The following is a 15,910-nucleotide window of genomic DNA, read 5'->3' on the forward strand; positions in this document are numbered from 1 at the left end:
GGTCGGAGATGTGGATGAGAGACGGGGGGTGGGGGGAGGAAGCAGGGGACGCCGGTTCTCATGTCGATGCGCCACTGCTCTTTGTGGATGAGGTGGTGGTGGTGGCTGCAGAGCAGGGTGCCGTTGTCGGTGCTGGTGGTGCCGCCGTGTGACCAGTAGGTGGTGTGGTGGGCTTCGCACCAGGGTGCGGGCATGGTGCAGTCGGGGAAGGCGCAGCCGCCGTCGCGGGCGGTGATGGCTTTGCGGATGTGGGGTGGGAAGATCCGGGTGGTGCGGCCGATGTCCAGGATTCGGGAGTCGCTGCCGAGCAGGACGGGGAGGATGTCGGCGTCGCAGGCGATTTTGCGGATGGTGGTCGGGTGGAACGGGCCCAGAAAAGTCGCCGTCCCAGAGCTGAGGTGGTTCCGGGCTGTGGAATTGTGGCCGGGTTGGTTTCCCCGCTGGTGGGTGAGTTGTTCGAAGAGGTCCCGGTGGTCGATGGTGACCGTGAGTTGGGCCCGGAGTCCGCCGTTGGAGGGCAGCTTCCCGGTGCTCATCGCGACACCGCACGCGCCGACGAGGCCGTCGAGGAGTTTCTGGGCCCGGGTGCGCAGGTCCAGGACGGGTCCTGCTCCAGCTCCGGCGTGGGGCTCGTTGTCGGTGGTGGACTCGGATTGGGATGGGGTGGTGAGCCTGGGGTTGGTGGCGGTGTTCATGACGGTGGTGAGGGTTTCGTATTGTTCGGCAGTGGCGAAGATTTCGAGGTGGTGGAGTCCATGGCGGCGTTTGCGTCGGAGGAAGGCGCCTTGGAGTTGGCGGAGTGCTTCTTCGGAGGGCTCGTGGCCGTCTTGATCGATCAGGTCAGTCCAGCGCCGTGCCATCTTGGCCACGAAGTCCGGGTCGGTCTCAATGGCGGTGGTGGTGAGGGCCTGTTCCATCCGGGCGATGGTCTCTTCATCGGCGAGGTGCCGGACTTTGCCCAGGGCGATACTGATGATCGTCGCAGACCGGGAAGGTACCAAGGCCGATCCGATAGCGTCGGCCAATACTTCGCGCCGGGCCGGGACGTCTTGCCCTGTCATTCCCACCCGGGGCAGCACCTCGGCTGCGAGAGCAAGCCGGCGCCGGGCCTCCCCGATGCCGATCCGCAACCGTGCCCGAAGGAACTCCGCCGCGTTCCGGTACCCATCATCCAAAACGCCAGCCGTCGCAGCCGGTGTTGCTCCCTCCGGCTCCGCTCCCGCCGGCTCCGCTCCCTCCGGCTGCGTACCCGCCGGCAGCGTACCCGCTGAGACAGCGGTTGCGGGAGCCGCCGAAGACCCTGCCGGATCAGTCCAACCTGTACGCCACTCCGGTGCTGCTGCCGAGGTCCTGCCCGGTTGGGCTTGCTGCGCTTCGTGTCGGGTGCGTTCCACCGCCTGCGCCGCGACAACCTGCAAGTACTCCAAGGATCGGGACATCTCTTCGATCCTGTCGGCAAAGCCGGCGGCCTCCTCGAACCCGAAGAGCCGCGCGTCGTCGGCGATGGATTCGCGGAGCGAGCTCAGGGCGTCGTCCGTCTTCGTCATACGAAAACCATGATCCATGGCCGCTGGGTTCACGTTTGCAGTCGCGCTGAATCCCGACGACCACGTCAACGACTCCCGGCCGCGAGGCAGCTCCCTGGATCTGGGGCGATCCGCGATGGTGTCTGCCGCCGTCGTACTTTTGAACGCTGCCAGTCTCTCTGGCACGCCGAGAGACCTAAGGGGGTCGCGTCGTTGGACCGCCGGAGCGCGGGACAGTCCAACCCGCTGCTCGATGATCGTCCCGATGGCTCCCATGCAACAAACCTGTCATGGGGCTCTGACATTTTTAGCGGGAAGGACGTACGCGGCTACGTAGTGATCTGCTCGCGCAGGATATCCGCGTGCCCGCAGTGCTGCGCGAGCTCCCTCAGCATGTGGAGGTAGACCCATCGGAGGGGGAGTGGTCCGCGACGGTTCCCCAGCAGCAGATCGTCGAGGCCCAGCTCAGCAACTGCCCGCCGGGACGCCTCGCACGCTTCTTGGTGGGCTGCTTGAATGCTGGCGATGGTGTCGTGCTCGTCCAGGATGAACGACTCGTCAGGTGACGCGGGGATGCCAATCTCTGCGCGGGACCTTCGGGTGATGGCTTCGTCGAACCACACCTTCTCCACGAACGTCGCGTGCTTTACCAAGCCCAGCAGCGTGGTCCGCGAGGCGACCAGCCGCCGTCGTGCTTGTTCCTCCGTGAGCCCATCCAAACAGGCGTTCAGGGCTGTGCGATGCTCGTCCAGGAAGGTATCGAACTGAATGCGGGCACTCTGGTTGATGACGTCTTCAGTACCCACCTGGGGAAGTGAGCTCATCCGAAAACCACCGTGCCGTCGTCGTCGATCTTCCAGCCGGGGTTGTGCGCAATCTCCCAAACGATCCCGTTCGGATCCTTGACGTGGCCGTGGAAAATGCCGCCGAAAGCGCCGGCCTGGGCGGGTTTGATGACCGTGGCGCCAGCGGCCACCAGGGCGTCGATGGTACTGGACACTTCCTCCGGACTTCCCACGTTGTGTGAAAGAGTCACTCCGCTGACGCCCGGTGTGGGAGCAGGTGCACCGAGGTCCTGATCGAACTTTTCGGCGTCGAACAGGCCGAGCATCAGCCCCGGCGCAATCTGGAAGAAGAGAATCTCGCCGGGAACATCCATAGCCGGATCCCAACCGAGCCCGTCCTTATAGAAGGCGCGCGCGGCGTCGAGGTCCGGCGTGGCGAACGTGAGGAAATGTAGTCGCTGGTCCATGAGGGAAGCCTAGCGGGAATGTACGAGCGGACAGTGCCACAATGAGGGCATGGTGGAACCAGCTCATCCCAAGCGTCGCCGGGCAGCGTCGTGGATTCTTGCGGTGGTGCTGACCGTATTTGCCACAATGGGAGCTATTGGGTGTAGCCCATCCCTGAGTTCACCACCCTGCATGCCTCCCGAATATCAAGTGAACCCTTCGTCTGCCAAACCTGGCGAAGCAGTGACGGTGTCGGCCCCGGATGCGACGTGTAACCCCCGTTATGGCAGCAACGCCCAAGTCCGCATTGTGTTCACTGACGCCATGGGAGTTGAGGTCCTCAACACCACTGCGCCCATGACCGACAAGGGTGGGTTCGCCTTCACCGCAGAGGTGCCCACTCCCACGGCAGTGGGTGAGGTGGCCGTTTACGCCGCGCCGGAGGGAGTGGACTGGTGTGATGACACGGGCAAGAACAACCGCGCCGGTCCCGGCGAGGACGAGCTGGAGATGGCCTCCTGCGCGAAGCCCATGAAGCCACTCACCATCACAAAGTAGCCAACAGCCAGTCCTGTTGAGACCCGGTCCGAGCGTGGGAGGATGGAGCAGTGGAACCCCTCTTCGACTTCCTTGGCAGTTACTGGTGGCTCATTTTCCCTATAGGCGGGATGGCTGGTGGCTGGGCAAGTCAGTGGTCCAAGGCCAGCGCAGAACGGCACCGGCGCAAGGTGGAGTTGTTGAAGTTGAAGAACCAACTCGCGGTACACGAGGAAGCCAACCAGGCCGAGGTAGTCTCGCTGATTGCTGCGCACGATTCCGTGAACCACAGGTGGCTTGAGTACGAGCTCGACGTAGGAAACCTCATAGACTTCCCGCTCATGACGGACGTCCGCGAACCGCTGACGGTCGCGTTCCTGCGGGCCAAGAAAGAGGCCGACGGCTTGCGCCCCGCCACCCCTGAAGAAATTTCGACGCCGGCCCGGCTGGCTGAGTATCGGGCGGCTGTCCACAGCTATGAACTCGCATTCGACGTTGCCGAGCGTGAAGCGAGGCGTATCAAGGACGGCAACTTCAGCGGCCCCGAACGCCAGCGGCTGGCGACAGCCAGGAAACTGCTCCGCATCGCCGAGGACACCGCCGCCACCCCCGCCGAACGTCAAACGGCATACAAGCGTGCCCGTAAGGAACTCGACGGCTTGATCGTCCTGCCGGAGGCCACCGTTGCGGCGCTGGAGAGCAAGATCATCAGCATGCTGGACACCCGCAAGGACCCGGACACAGACGCGCGGCTCGCTTGAGGCTGAGGCGTGTGGTCATTACGGGGTCTGGCCGCGGACTGGGTAAGTCGTTGGTGGAGGAATTCTCCGACGCCGGGTGGGCGGTTGTAGCGGTCGCGCGGACGCCCACCACGTGGCCAGACCGGCCGCGCGTCACGGCAGTGACTCACGACATTCGGGACGAGCCGACCGTCGAGTTGATGTCAGTCATCGGAAACGGGCCCGTTGACGTGCTCATCAACAATGCTGCCCAAGGAGCTCCGCACGCCAAGCTGGGTGACATCGCAACGGCAGGTGTCATGAACGCCGTCGATGTTAACGTCGCCGGCCCCCTGCGTCTGGTGCAGGCCCTTTTGCCTCAGCTGTTGGCTGCGCCGGATCCGGTGATCATCAACGTCACGTCCCGCTTGGGCTCTGTGGCGGCGCAGGCACGGGGTGACTACTCGGATCTCTCAACAAGCTACGCCTATAAAATCTCCAAGGCCGCACAAAACATGTTGACTATCTCCCTCGCTCAAGACCTCGCCGGGCAGGTTCGATGCTGGGCTGTTCACCCGGGCAAACTGGCCACCGGGATGGGTCAGGCCGACGCTTCCAAGGATCCACGGGTGGCGGCACGTGAGCTGAGGGAACTGGTTGATTCGCCAGACCGTACCTCGCCACGGTTGGTTTCACTGGGGTCGGCCGACCTGGCCTGGTAGCGTCGCCCTCACATCAGGCCGTGCCTTCACCACCTTCTTTGAGCTGGGAAAGGCCGTTATGCAACCCAATGTGGGTGAATTCGGGTGGCCGTGGCTCCAAAGTGGGTGGTGACGGTACGGGAACGAGCTCAACTCCACGCCCACCACGCTCCGAACAGCCGGCCATGGCTTCGGCCCGGGTCTTCGGTGCGGGGTAGCACGTCATCACTGCGGGATCACCGAGCAGGGAGTACGTCCGCAGCCTACCTTCATCCGTCTGGTGCTTCACCACTTACTTTGACGCTGCAAAACCGCAATGCAACCAAAATTGGCTGAATAGTGGGGTCCAGAAACCAAAGTGGGTGGAGGCGGTACGAGCCGCCAACAGGCCCACCTGGTCAAACCTGCCGCACGCTCACCGGCGTCAGCATCTCCCGTTCGAACCCCACCACGCGGCGCGGTCCATCCAGAATGACCTCATGCGTAGCAGCATCGGACGTACTGGACGTGGAAAGGTGCAACTTCACCAGCCCGGGCGTCACTACCCGCTGCAGGTCCACCCCGGTGAAGGACGTGCGGTCGGCGTGTACCTCAAAATCCACGACGGCGGACGCGCCGGCTTCCAGCTCTACGCGGGCGTAGCCGATCAGCTCACGGACCGGGCGGACCACTTCGCCCACCGGATCCTCCAGGTACAGCTGGACTACCTCGGCGCCATCACGCGAACCAGTATTGGTGACCGTGCAACTCACAAGCACCGAGTCAGACGTCGACATGGCGGGTGCACTGCACTGGTGCCCGGCCAGCTCGAACGTTGTGTAGGACAGGCCGTGCCCGAAGCCGAACAGAGGTGAGGGGTCCAGCGCGCTGACCCCGCTGGGTCCGGCGAGCTTCGAATGTAAGTAGGTCCCGGGCTGTCCGCCAGGGGAGCGCGGCACTGATACGGGCAGCTTCCCGGAAGGATTGACAACGCCGGTGAGGACGTCCCAGAGTGCCTCGGCTCCTTCTTCGCCAGGGAAGAAGCCCTGGACGATGGCGTCCGCACGGTCAACAAAGTCACCCAAGGCGTAGGGCCGGCCGCTCAGAACGACCACCACGGCACGCGTCCCGGAATCCGCGCAGGCATTAAGGACGTGGTCCAGCATCAAGTGCTGGTCACCGGGCAGTCGCAGATCAGGCGCATCGTTGCCTTCGCCGGACGTTCCCCGGCCAAACAGTCCGGCGTTGTCGCCAACCACCACCACGCAGGTGTCCACGGAAGACGCCACCTTGCAGGCTTCGGCGATCTGTTCCTCCGTGGCGGCTTCGCAGTTGCCGGTAACGGACGTTGCCACGGGCCCGAACCGCGCAGCCGCCACCCCTGCCACGGAAGGAACGGAAATACCCATCGGCACCTCAGGGTGCGAGGCCCCAACATGGGCATCAAAGGAGTAGCAGCCCAGCATCGCGAAGGGGTCCTCGGCCAGCGGGCCGACTACTCCCAGTGACCCAGTTGAAGGGACAGGAAGCGGCAGTGCCGCGGCGCCCTTGAACGAACGGTTACTCAGCAACACCAAGGACTGGGACGCCAGTTCCCGGGCCAAGGCACGGTTCCCAGCGCAATCAAGGTCGATGTGACCGGCCAGCGCCGGCGGGGCGGGGGAGAAGTCAGGCGACAACAGGCCAACCTCTGCCTTCTGCGTCAGGACCCGGCGCAGTGCCACGTCAACGATGGACTCATCCAGCGCCCCTTCACGGATCCGCCTCAGCAGCGGCTCACCGAAGCAATTCACCGTAGGAAGTTCAACGTCGACGCCGGCGCTCAAGGCCAGCACGGCGGCGTCACCTGAATCTGCGGCCACGCCGTGCGTGACGTCCAGGAACGCTATGCCGAAGTAGTCGGCTACCACTGTCCCGGTGAAACCCCACTCCTCACGAAGCAGCCCGGTCAGAAGGGCGCGGTTCCCGGCGGCCGGTACGCCGTCGACGTCGGTATAAGCGTGCATCACCGATCGGGGGCCGCCGTGGCGGATGGCCATTTCGAACGGGGGCAGCATGACGTCGGCGAGTTCGCGGGGACCCATGGAGACTGGCGCATGGTTGCGGCCGGCTTGCGACGCTGAGTAGCCAACAAAGTGTTTGAGCGTGGCAACAATTCCGGCGGATTCCAAGCCTTGGACGTAAGCGGTGGCCACGGTTCCCACCAAGTAGGGGTCCTCGCCGATGGTCTCTTCCACGCGTCCCCAGCGGAGATCGCGCACCACATCCAGCACCGGGGCGAGGCCCTGATGAACCCCCAGGGAACGCATGTCCGCGCCGATTCTGGCAGCCATTTTCCGCACCAGCGGCGCATTGAAAGTGGCACCCCAGGCCAACGGAACGGGGAAGGCCGTGGCTTTCCATGCCGCCAAGCCGGCCAGGCATTCCTCGTGGACCTGCGCGGGGATGCCGAACCGCGAGGCCGCCATGATCTGCTCCTGCGCGGCAGCCAGCCGGCGTGCGCCCTCGGCCGGCTCAACCGGAACGGTGCCGTACATGCGCGTTATTTGCCCCAAGCCGTGGGCGATCATCTGGTCCCAGGTGCGTGTGTCGCCAGCCATTTGGTTTTGCAGGGGAGCCACAGAGTCGCCGTCGGTGGAGGCGTTGACCCAAACTCCCACCAGTTGGGCGAGCTTCTCTTCAAGCGTCATGGTGCTGATGAGGTGCTCAACGACGTCCGGCGCGGGAACGGGGGCAAGTGATTGCTGATCGGCGGCGCCGGTGCTCACGGGCTTCTCCTTGATTCTGCGGATGATTTTTAGAAACTATCAGAAATATCTAATTACTTTCCATAGTTGAAAACCCTTGACTTGCCGCATTCACTCTCCATAGCGTTGAACACCGAACAGGAAAACACTCGCTCACAGGACTATCAAGTGGTCCGTGAGAAGTAAGAAACTTTCGGAAATTCAACGGAGAACCCATGAAAAGATACAGAGTGGCCATTGTTGGCACTGGCGGGATCGCGGCAGTGCATGCGTCCAATCTGGCGCGGACAGACAACCGTGCGGAGGCAGTGGCCGCATGCGATGTGGATGAAGCCCGGCTCCAGTCCTTCGCCGATGAGCACGGGATCACAGGCCGGTACCAGAGCCTTTCCGAACTGCTGGCAGAGACCGCCCCGGATATCGTGCACCTCTGCACGCCGCCCATGATGCACATCGACCAAGCGATCGAGTGCCTTGAAGCAGGCGTCCATGTCCTGTCCGAGAAGCCGCCCGCCCTCAGCCTGGCCGACTTCGATCGGCTGAACGACGCCCAAGCCAAGGGTGGCGCCCAGTTCTCCTGTGTTTTCCAACATCGATTCGGTGACGCCTCTGCGGCTGCCCGGTCCTTGATCGGAGGCAGCGACTTCGGCCGGCCCCTCGTGGCCCGCTGCGACACGCTCTGGTACCGCCCTGACGAGTACTTCGACCTCCCGTGGCGGGGCACGTGGAAGGCCGAGGGCGGTGGGCCCACCATGGGCCACGGCATCCACCAATTCGATCTCTTGCTTCACCTGCTGGGGCCGTGGGAAGAAGTCACCGCCATCGCTTCGCGGCAAGCCCGGGCAACCTCCACAGAAGACTTCTCGGCGGCTTTGGTCCGCTTTGAAAACGGTGCCGCCGCCACCGTGGTCAACTCCCTCCTTTCGCCCAGGGAAACCTCGGACATCCGGATCGACTGCGAGTTCGCCACCGTTGAACTCAGCCACCTCTATGGCTACGGCACCAAGGACTGGACCATCACCGCGGCGCCGGGTCACGAGGACGCAGTCTCCGGCGCGTGGGGGAGCCAGCCATTGGAGCGGGGCAGCGGACACTCGGCGCAGTTCCTTGCGATGTATGACGCGCTCGACGCCGGATTGCCGCTCCCAGCCGGAGCCGATTCTGCGCGGCAAACACTGGAGTTCGCTGCCGCGATTTTCGCTTCGGCGTTCACGCGCCGCCCTGTGAGCCGAGGGGAAATTGTCCCCGGCCACGACTTTTACGAGGGCATGGACGGCAACGGACTGGGCACCCGAGCACTTGCAGGGACAGGCCTCGCCGCGACAGACCTTGCAGCATCAGACCCCGCCACCTCAGCCTTCGCCACCACAGCCCGCGCCTGAAACCACCACCACACCGGAGACTTCCCATGACCACGCAAACGGTACACACCCACGCCCTGAGCTACACGGACGATGGCAGTTCCCTGACGTTTACCCTGGGTAACCAGGGCATCGCAACCTACACCTACCAGCCCACGGACGAGCAGTACGAAAGCCCGCGCCCCTTCTTCCATCCCCTGACCACGCTGGAGGGGGATGAAGTCACCATTTCCAAGCCGTGGGACCACGTTTGGCACAAGGGACTGTCCTGGGCACTGCCCAACGTGGGTGAGCACAACTTCTGGGGCGGTGCCACCTACACGCGCCAGACCGGCTACTCCAACCTGAACAACAACGGGGCCATGAACCATCGGGCCTTCACCAGCATCGAGGACTCCGGCGCGGGCATCACGGTTGCTGAAACACTGCTGTGGACTGCCCAGCCAGCCGGGCCCGGACAGGATGGCGCCCCCCTCATCAACGAGCAGCGTCGCTTCTCCCTTCAGCTGCTGCCTGCAGGGAATGCCTACGCGATCCTCTTCGAAACCACTATGGACAACGTCTCCGGTAACCAGATCGACATTGGGAGCCCCACCACGGAAGGGCGCGACAACGCAGGCTACGGTGGCCTGTTCTGGCGTGGGCCCCGGTCTTTTACCGGCGGCGAATTCCGCTCGGAGAACGGTACGGGTGCGGACGAATTCATGGGCACCCGCTCACCGTGGATCGCGTTCACCGGTCAGCACGACGTCACGTGCCGCAAGTCCAGCATCCTGTTCGTTGAGGACCAGGCCAACCCGGGGGCATCCAACCAGTGGTTTGCCCGCTCCTCCATGTTCGCCTGCCTGGGATCGGCACCATTCTTCAGCGAAGTAGTCCCGCTCAAGGAGGGCGCACCGCTGACGTACCGGTACGCCGTCGTGATCAGTGACGGTGCCTTGGACGAGGAAAACTCGGCCGAACTCGCCGCTGCGGCCAGGGCAGCTCTGGATTCCTGGGCCTGACATGTGCACATCGTTCCCGGGCGCCACAGCTGTGTCCGAGGTCAGTATCTATGACTGGCCGGGCATGGACGGCGCGGCCGGCGGCTCGCCCCACCTGCACACGGCGTCCACGGAGGCCTACGTGGTGCAGCAAGGCGTCGGGCGGCTGGAGACGCTGGATTCCGAGGGCTTCACGTCCACCCCGTTGAAGCCCGGTGTCGTGGTGTGGTTTACGCCGGGGACCGTTCACCGGGCCATCAACGATTCCGGCGACCTCCGGGTGCTGGTGGTCATGCAGAACGCCGGACTGCCCGAGAATGGCGATGCCGTGATGACCTTTCCGCCGGAGTACTTGGTGGATCGTGACGCCTACGTCCGCGCTTCCGCGCTTCCCTCACAGAACGCCGACGGCGGTGACGCGGCCGCTGAGGCGGCTGCGCGCCGTCGTCGTGACCTGGCGTTGGAGGGGTATCTGGAGCTGAAAGCGGCGGTGCTTCGCGACGGTGTTTCGGCGCTCGCGGACTTCCATGGCGCCGCAGCGCGCCTGGTGGCCGGGAAGACTGAGGAGTGGCGGGGGTACCTGAGCCAGGGCGCTGAGCGGCAAGCCGGGCTCACCGGAACGCAGTTGGGTTCTCTCGAATCGATGGAAAGTTTCTACATGCAGGATGCGAGGACTACGATGGGCACACGGAAATCCCGCAGGATCTATGGCATGTGCGGCCGGATCCAAGCGTGGGAACTATCCGAAACTGCAGTCGCCGGGACGTGATCCCCGGCCGGAAGGTGGGGACCATGGTAACCAAGCAGGACTCGGGACGGGCCACGATCAGCGAGATAGCCCGGGAAGCCGGCGTGTCCGTACCCACGGTGTCCAAGGTCCTCAACGGCCACGCGCACGTCGCTGCCGCCACCCGCGCCAAGGTTGAGGAAATCATCGCCAAACGTGACTACGCACGGCGTCCCGCCAAGCGCAGCAAGAAGGCCGGGCTGATTGACCTGGTCTTCCCCGGGATGGGATCCGAGTGGGCATGCGAGATCATCGAGGGCGTGGAGCGCGTGGCCCAGGAAGCCGGCTACGGCACCGTGGTCAGCAGCCTGTCGCTGGACGGTTCGCGGATCCGCCCGTGGCTGGCCAACCTTGCCGAACGGAAGTCCGACGGCGTCCTGCTGGCCGTGTACGAACTGGATTCGAAGCAGATCCAGCGGATCAAGTCGCTCGGCATTCCCGTGATCCTGATTGATCCTGTAGGTCAGCCCGGGCCTGATCTCATGACCGTTGGTGCCGCCAACTGGGACGGGGCTTTCTCGGCTACCGAGCATCTGCTGAAGCTGGGCCATACTCGGATCGGCATGATTGGTGGCCGTGAGGATCTGCAGTGCAGCAGTGCGCGTGAGGACGGGTACTTGGCTGCTTTGCGGCGGGGCGGAATTGAGTCCGATCCCTCGCTCATGGTGCCGGGCGACTTCTCCACCGAATCCGGCGCCCGAGGGACCGAAACTTTGCTGGCACTCAAGAGCCGGCCCACCGCGATCTTCACCGGCAACGATGCCCAAGCCCTCGGCGCTTACCGTGCTGCCCGGGCCGCCGGGCTGCGTATTCCGGCGGACCTTTCCATCATCGGCTTTGATGACATTCCCGCCGCCGAATGGATCGAGCCCGGCCTCACCACCATCCGCCAGCCAGTGGTCCAGATGGCCGAAACAGCCATGCGCGCGCTGCTCAGGCACCTCGAAGGTGACGAGGAGTTGCCGCAGCGGATCGAACTGGGAACGGAACTGGTGGTGAGGGGCTCGACGGCGGCGCCGGCTGGTTAGGCGAAGGACGCCAGCCGAACATGGGCTGCGAACATGAGAACCCCTTGCCGAGGTTGACAAACGCCTCCGCATTACTCATGAATCCGCAGGTCAAGTCCGCCCGGGCCGCACTTTGTACCGGTGATCGTTGGACGATAAGGTATTGCCAGACCGTTTTGCAGAGGGCGGCAATTTTCGCTCCTTTGCTGTCTGCTGGGGACGCATTTCAGTCAGTAGGAACGTGCATGGTCAACCCCCGCCCTGAGCAGGAAGCTCTCCAGAATGGATACTTTTTGGATCTCGTCCTGGGCAGCGAAGACGTCGAAGCTTTTCTCGGCGATCTCGCGGCTTTCTCCGCCGAAAGCCTCTCTCATCACCAAACTCCCGTGTTCTGCGGGATCACCGTATTGCGTCGCAAGAAGGCGGCCAGCGCAGCCAGCAGCGACGACCGCGCAAAAGCGATGGACGAGCTCCAAAACGACTTTGACGGTCCTTGTCTCACAGCCATGGACAAACTCACCCCAGTGATGGTGCCGGACCTTCTTCGCGAGCACCGTTGGCCCGGGTACGTGCAGGCCGCCTCGGACTCGGGCCTCCGGTCCATTCTCAGCGTCCCGCTCTTGGTGGAAGGCGATACCCGTGCGGCGTTGAACCTGTACTCCGAGCAGCCGGACGCGTTCACCGACGACGACATCGAGCGGGCTGAAGTCTTCGCGTCCCACGCTTCAAAGTCCTTGCGGCTCGCCCTGAAGATTGCCCAGCTCAGTGACGCCCGGAACGATCTTGCGGCAGCCATGCAGTCCCGCACTGTGATCGACCTTGCGGTGGGGGCCATCATGGCGCAGAACCACTGCAGCCAGGACGAGGCCTTCACCATCCTTCGTACCGCCTCGAGCAACCGCAACATCAAGCTGCGGCACCTCGCGAAGTCCATCATTTCCGCCGTCTCGTCCGGGAAGGTCACCACGCACTTCGAGGAGTAGGCCGCCGCTGCCGGTAGCCGCCGTCGGGGGGACTTAAGACTCTGACTCGGCGCGCCTTGCCGGGGGATAGTGAAGGCTCGGGAGCATGGACGCGCCCGCTGGTCTGAAGGAGTAGCCATGATGTATTGGAACGGGAACATGGGCGTCTGGGGATACGCACTCATGGCTGTGAGTTTCATACTTTTTTGGGGAGCGATCATCACAGCGATCGTTTTTCTTGCCCGGTCCATGGGTGCCGGCAGTCGGAGGTACGCTGGCGGACCGCACCGTACGGGCGGAGCGGAGGAGCTTCTCGCGGAAAGGTTTGCCCGGGGCGAGATCGACGACACTGAGTACAGTGCCCGCCTGGATGCCTTGAGGCGGAGCGACTTCGGCTAAGCCCGAGGGTCCAACCCGGCATGGATGGTTGGTCAAAGCTTGGGCGGAGGCGTCCGCCCAATGACCCTGTTTCGTGACCCGAGGCAACCATGGAGCAGACTTGGACAGGTGACCGCCAAAAAACCACGCCCCGGGCTCGCGATTGCCGCGCTGAGCCTCGGGACGGCGCTGAATCCGCTGAACTCGTCCATGATCGCCGTGGCCTTGGTGGTCCTGCGCGAACATTTTGAGCTCGACGTCGCCACCGTCACCTGGGTGATCACGTCGTTCTACTTGGCGTCCGCGGCGGGGCAACCCCTGATGGGCCGGCTCGCTGACCGCTTCGGGCCACGCCGTCTGTTCATGTTCGGCATGGCATTGGTGGCGGTGACCTGTGCCATCGCCCCGTTCCTCCCCAACTTCGCGCTGGTCTGCGTAGCCCGCGCGCTCATGGCTGTAGGGACCGCGACGGCGTACCCGTCCGCCGTCGTGATGGTCACTGAGTTGAGCCGGCTGGCCAACTTGCCCTCCACACGGCCGTTGGGTCGGATCCAGATGGCGAATACGTCCGCGGCAGCCATTGGCCCCGTAGTGGGTGGGCTTCTTGTGAGCTTGGTGGGGTGGCAGGCGCTGTTTGCGATCAACGTGCCCATTGCTTTGTTGGCTCTGGTGGTTGTCCGCCGGACCGCGCCCGCAGATTCCGGGCGCGAGACCGGCAAACTCGGCCAGCTGATCCGCGATTCCGACATCCCCGGCATCCTGGCGTTCGTCACATCGCTGATGCTCGCCATGATGGCCCTGCTCAATGTGCTGCCCGGCTACCGCTGGTACCTGCTGGGCGCCGCCACCGTCATCGGCGCGCTGTTCGCGTGGCGCGAGCTGCGTTTCCAGCCGCCGTTCCTGGACCTCCGCTTGCTGGGCCGGAACCGACCGCTGCTGCTGGTATACCTGCTGTTTGTGGTGTTCAGCGGCGTCTACTACTTTGCGTTCTTCGGCCTTCCGCAGTTGCTGCAGGAGGCAGGGAATTACGACGCCGGGGTGGTGGGCCTGCTCATGCTTCCCCTTGCGGCGTTGTCGGTGGTGGTGACGCCACTGACCGTTCGGTTCATTGAGCGGTTCGGCGTGCGTCCCGTACTGATCACCGGGGTGTTGATTCTGACGGTGGCGGCGGGAACTCTGGGCTTCCTGACCATGACGTTGTGGGCGCCGCTGGTGTTCGTGCTGACTGCCTTGATGGGTGTTCCGTATGGTGTGGTGAGCACGGCATCGAACCAAGGCCTGTACGTTTCTGCCCGCCCTGAAGAACGGGGTGTGGCTGCGGGGATTTTCCAGACGTGCCGCTATCTCGGGGCCATCACCGCCACTGTGCTGATCGGCGTGCTGTACGGTCCGGGCGTGAACCAGGCGAACTGGGGGATCATGGTTCTGGTGATGCTTGGCCTTAGCGCTGTGGTGCTGGTGCTGGCTGTGATGTGGCGGAAGCCCGCGGTTTAGGGGGAGCATTGGTTCGATCAGTGGACTTTGCGCGCGGGAGCCTTGCTGCCGTTTGAAGGACTCACCCTAATGCTGGGGCGGGGGTTGCCAGCGGGTGTGCTCGTGTCCTTGGCGTTGAACGTTGTGCCGGCCAGCTGGGTGCCTGAACCGCGCGTCGAAAAGGCGGTGCCCGGCGTCATTAAGTCCCGACGGCGTCAGGTCCGGCGTCGCTGTTCTGCAATCCACGTGTGATTGACGATCGCGGTCGCGAAGCTCTTCGTAAGCGCTGCACTGTCCGGACCCCGGTAGAGATCCCTGTGGAAGTACGGCGATTCCTCCGTGGAGGGGCGGCTCTTATCGATGCGTTGGGCGAGGCCTGAGAGGAAGTCCTTGCCCTCTGAGCGGTAGGCTGCGAGCTCGTCAGGTTCCAGGCGGAGCAGAACCTCAGAATCCACCATGGAATTACGCCAGTACCGGGCTTGGAGGAAGAGATCCCCTTGCTGTTCCACCAGGAACCAGGCTCCGGGGTGGTGATCGACGTAGTGCATGGCCTCGCGATCCTCAGCCAGCCGTGGCGCGTCGCCCCATTGCTCAGCAGGCGGGATCTTTTCGAGTGGCCTTCGCCGGGCCTCATCCATCACCGCATACACAAAGGTGGGTGCGGAAGCGCGGAACAAGGTGAGGCAAACAATCCTCCGGCACGCTGTGCAGGTGAGTTGACTCTCTGCCCTTTCCATCAGGCCGGATGCATGCAGCAGCTGGAGATCGGCCAGCGGGACCCAGTGCGGGCTCTCTTTGAGGAGCCCGGCAGACGTCGCGGAGGATAGTGCTGGGATGGTGCGTTCCACGTCCACTCCACCTGCGCCGCCGTTCTGGCCGCCGTCGGAGTCTTCTTTGCGGACGAGCAGGTCGCTGCAGACTGGGCAATCATCGTCCTCCGGTCGGCAGCTGCGTCCGGGGACCTCGACGGTGAGGGTGATGCTGAGGAGGTTGCCGGGCTGGTTCCAGCCGCGGTTGTTCTTGAAATTCGGGACCGCGTAGGCGCCGTCTAAGGTGAAGCCCATGCCGGTGAGGTAACGGGGAGCGTCGATGGCCTTCTTGAGGTCCTCAAGGGTGGCGCCGTCGTCGATGCCCGGGATCCACTCTGGGAGGTCGAAGCCGTGCGCCGCAAACTCAGTAGGCGCTGCGTGCAGCATTGCCGCCACCACGGCGTCGTCGTGCAGTATTACCTCGGCGCCGGACGCGAACTGCAGCCGCCGCGAATGGTAAGCGGGTTCGCCCACCAGGCGTTCCTTGACCCGTGCCGGCTCACCTCCGAGCGCTTCGACTAACCGCAGGACGGGAGCGTCGGCTTCGGACTGGCACAGTGCATCAAGGATCAGGGGCAACCGTGTTCTCGTTCGCCACTGTTCGGCCTGGTCGTCATTTCTCCGTTGTCGCACTCGACCATTATGTACGGTTGATTCTTGCTTAAAAGACTGAGTGCGCTCATAATTGAGTCAAGTCAGAAATCTAATC

The 15,910-nt window shown here is 63.8% G+C and carries 15 protein-coding genes; 10 read left to right on the forward strand and 5 right to left on the reverse strand.

The genetic code is table 11. The features are described 5' to 3' along the window. From AR689_RS02930 to AR689_RS02940, 3 genes are all read right to left on the reverse strand, one after another. Positions 1 to 1,802: HNH endonuclease signature motif containing protein (locus AR689_RS02930; protein ID WP_062068526.1), on the reverse strand; the 1,802-nt coding region annotated here is incomplete at its 3' end. 53 nt (positions 1,803 to 1,855) lie between these two features. Continuing rightward, positions 1,856 to 2,350, reverse strand: a complete 495-nt coding sequence (locus tag AR689_RS02935) for a DinB family protein (protein ID WP_062066600.1) — start codon at positions 2,348 to 2,350, stop codon at positions 1,856 to 1,858. Then, the gene (locus AR689_RS02940) at positions 2,347 to 2,778 is read right to left on the reverse strand and encodes a VOC family protein (RefSeq protein WP_062066603.1); all 432 of its coding nucleotides are present in this window, start codon (positions 2,776 to 2,778) and stop codon (positions 2,347 to 2,349) included. The genes AR689_RS02935 and AR689_RS02940 overlap by 4 nt, the downstream gene beginning before the upstream one ends. Positions 2,779 to 2,968: 190 nt before the next feature. Between AR689_RS02940 and AR689_RS02945 the strand changes: the two genes are divergently transcribed. The 3 genes from AR689_RS02945 to AR689_RS02955 are packed head-to-tail and all read left to right on the forward strand — an operon-like array spanning position 2,969 to position 4,736. Continuing rightward, positions 2,969 to 3,316 carry a hypothetical protein gene (locus AR689_RS02945; protein ID WP_231745423.1) on the forward strand — a complete coding sequence of 116 codons (348 nt, stop codon included), beginning with the start codon at positions 2,969 to 2,971 and terminating at the stop codon, positions 3,314 to 3,316. A 50-nt stretch (positions 3,317 to 3,366) separates the two neighbouring features. Then, on the forward strand, positions 3,367 to 4,056 hold the full coding sequence (locus tag AR689_RS02950; protein ID WP_062066606.1) for a P-loop NTPase family protein: 690 nt from the start codon (positions 3,367 to 3,369) through the stop codon (positions 4,054 to 4,056). 11 nt (positions 4,057 to 4,067) lie between these two features. Continuing rightward, on the forward strand, positions 4,068 to 4,736 hold the full coding sequence (locus AR689_RS02955) for an SDR family NAD(P)-dependent oxidoreductase (RefSeq protein WP_231745424.1): 669 nt from the start codon (positions 4,068 to 4,070) through the stop codon (positions 4,734 to 4,736). 377 nt (positions 4,737 to 5,113) lie between these two features. Here AR689_RS02955 and AR689_RS02960 read toward each other — a convergent pair whose 3' ends face one another. Further along, positions 5,114 to 7,462, reverse strand: coding sequence for a glycoside hydrolase family 3 N-terminal domain-containing protein (locus AR689_RS02960; protein ID WP_062066609.1), 2,349 nt, complete (start codon positions 7,460 to 7,462; stop codon positions 5,114 to 5,116). A gap of 194 nt (positions 7,463 to 7,656) precedes the next feature. On the opposite strand from AR689_RS02960, the gene AR689_RS02965 reads away from it, so the two are divergent. The 7 genes from AR689_RS02965 (at position 7,657) to AR689_RS02995 (ending at position 14,413) form a co-directional block, all read left to right on the forward strand. Beyond that, positions 7,657 to 8,823 (forward strand): Gfo/Idh/MocA family protein, encoded by a 1,167-nt coding sequence (locus AR689_RS02965; RefSeq protein WP_062066612.1) that lies wholly within the window; start codon positions 7,657 to 7,659, stop codon positions 8,821 to 8,823. Between the two features lie 26 nt (positions 8,824 to 8,849). After that, entirely contained in the window at positions 8,850 to 9,806 is a 957-nt protein-coding gene (locus tag AR689_RS02970; RefSeq protein ID WP_062066615.1) for a DUF6807 domain-containing protein, read from the forward strand. Position 9,807: 1 nt separating this feature from the next. Further along, positions 9,808 to 10,554 (forward strand): cupin domain-containing protein, encoded by a 747-nt coding sequence (locus tag AR689_RS02975; RefSeq protein WP_062066618.1) that lies wholly within the window; start codon positions 9,808 to 9,810, stop codon positions 10,552 to 10,554. Between the two features lie 23 nt (positions 10,555 to 10,577). Next, positions 10,578 to 11,600 (forward strand): LacI family DNA-binding transcriptional regulator, encoded by a 1,023-nt coding sequence (locus tag AR689_RS02980; protein WP_062068532.1) that lies wholly within the window; start codon positions 10,578 to 10,580, stop codon positions 11,598 to 11,600. A gap of 224 nt (positions 11,601 to 11,824) precedes the next feature. After that, positions 11,825 to 12,562, forward strand: coding sequence for an ANTAR domain-containing response regulator (locus AR689_RS02985; protein ID WP_062066621.1), 738 nt, complete (start codon positions 11,825 to 11,827; stop codon positions 12,560 to 12,562). Positions 12,563 to 12,679: 117 nt separating this feature from the next. Then, the gene (locus AR689_RS02990) at positions 12,680 to 12,940 is read left to right on the forward strand and encodes an SHOCT domain-containing protein (protein ID WP_062066624.1); all 261 of its coding nucleotides are present in this window, start codon (positions 12,680 to 12,682) and stop codon (positions 12,938 to 12,940) included. Positions 12,941 to 13,048: 108 nt separating this feature from the next. Further along, positions 13,049 to 14,413 (forward strand): MFS transporter, encoded by a 1,365-nt coding sequence (locus tag AR689_RS02995; protein WP_062066627.1) that lies wholly within the window; start codon positions 13,049 to 13,051, stop codon positions 14,411 to 14,413. Between the two features lie 194 nt (positions 14,414 to 14,607). Here AR689_RS02995 and AR689_RS03000 read toward each other — a convergent pair whose 3' ends face one another. Next, positions 14,608 to 15,780: a hypothetical protein gene (locus tag AR689_RS03000; protein ID WP_062066630.1), complete on the reverse strand. Its 1,173-nt coding sequence runs from the start codon at positions 15,778 to 15,780 to the stop codon at positions 14,608 to 14,610. Positions 15,781 to 15,910: the final 130 nt, after the last annotated feature.

This window comes from Arthrobacter sp. EpRS71, assembly GCF_001512285.1.
GTDB lineage: Bacteria > Actinomycetota > Actinomycetes > Actinomycetales > Micrococcaceae > Arthrobacter.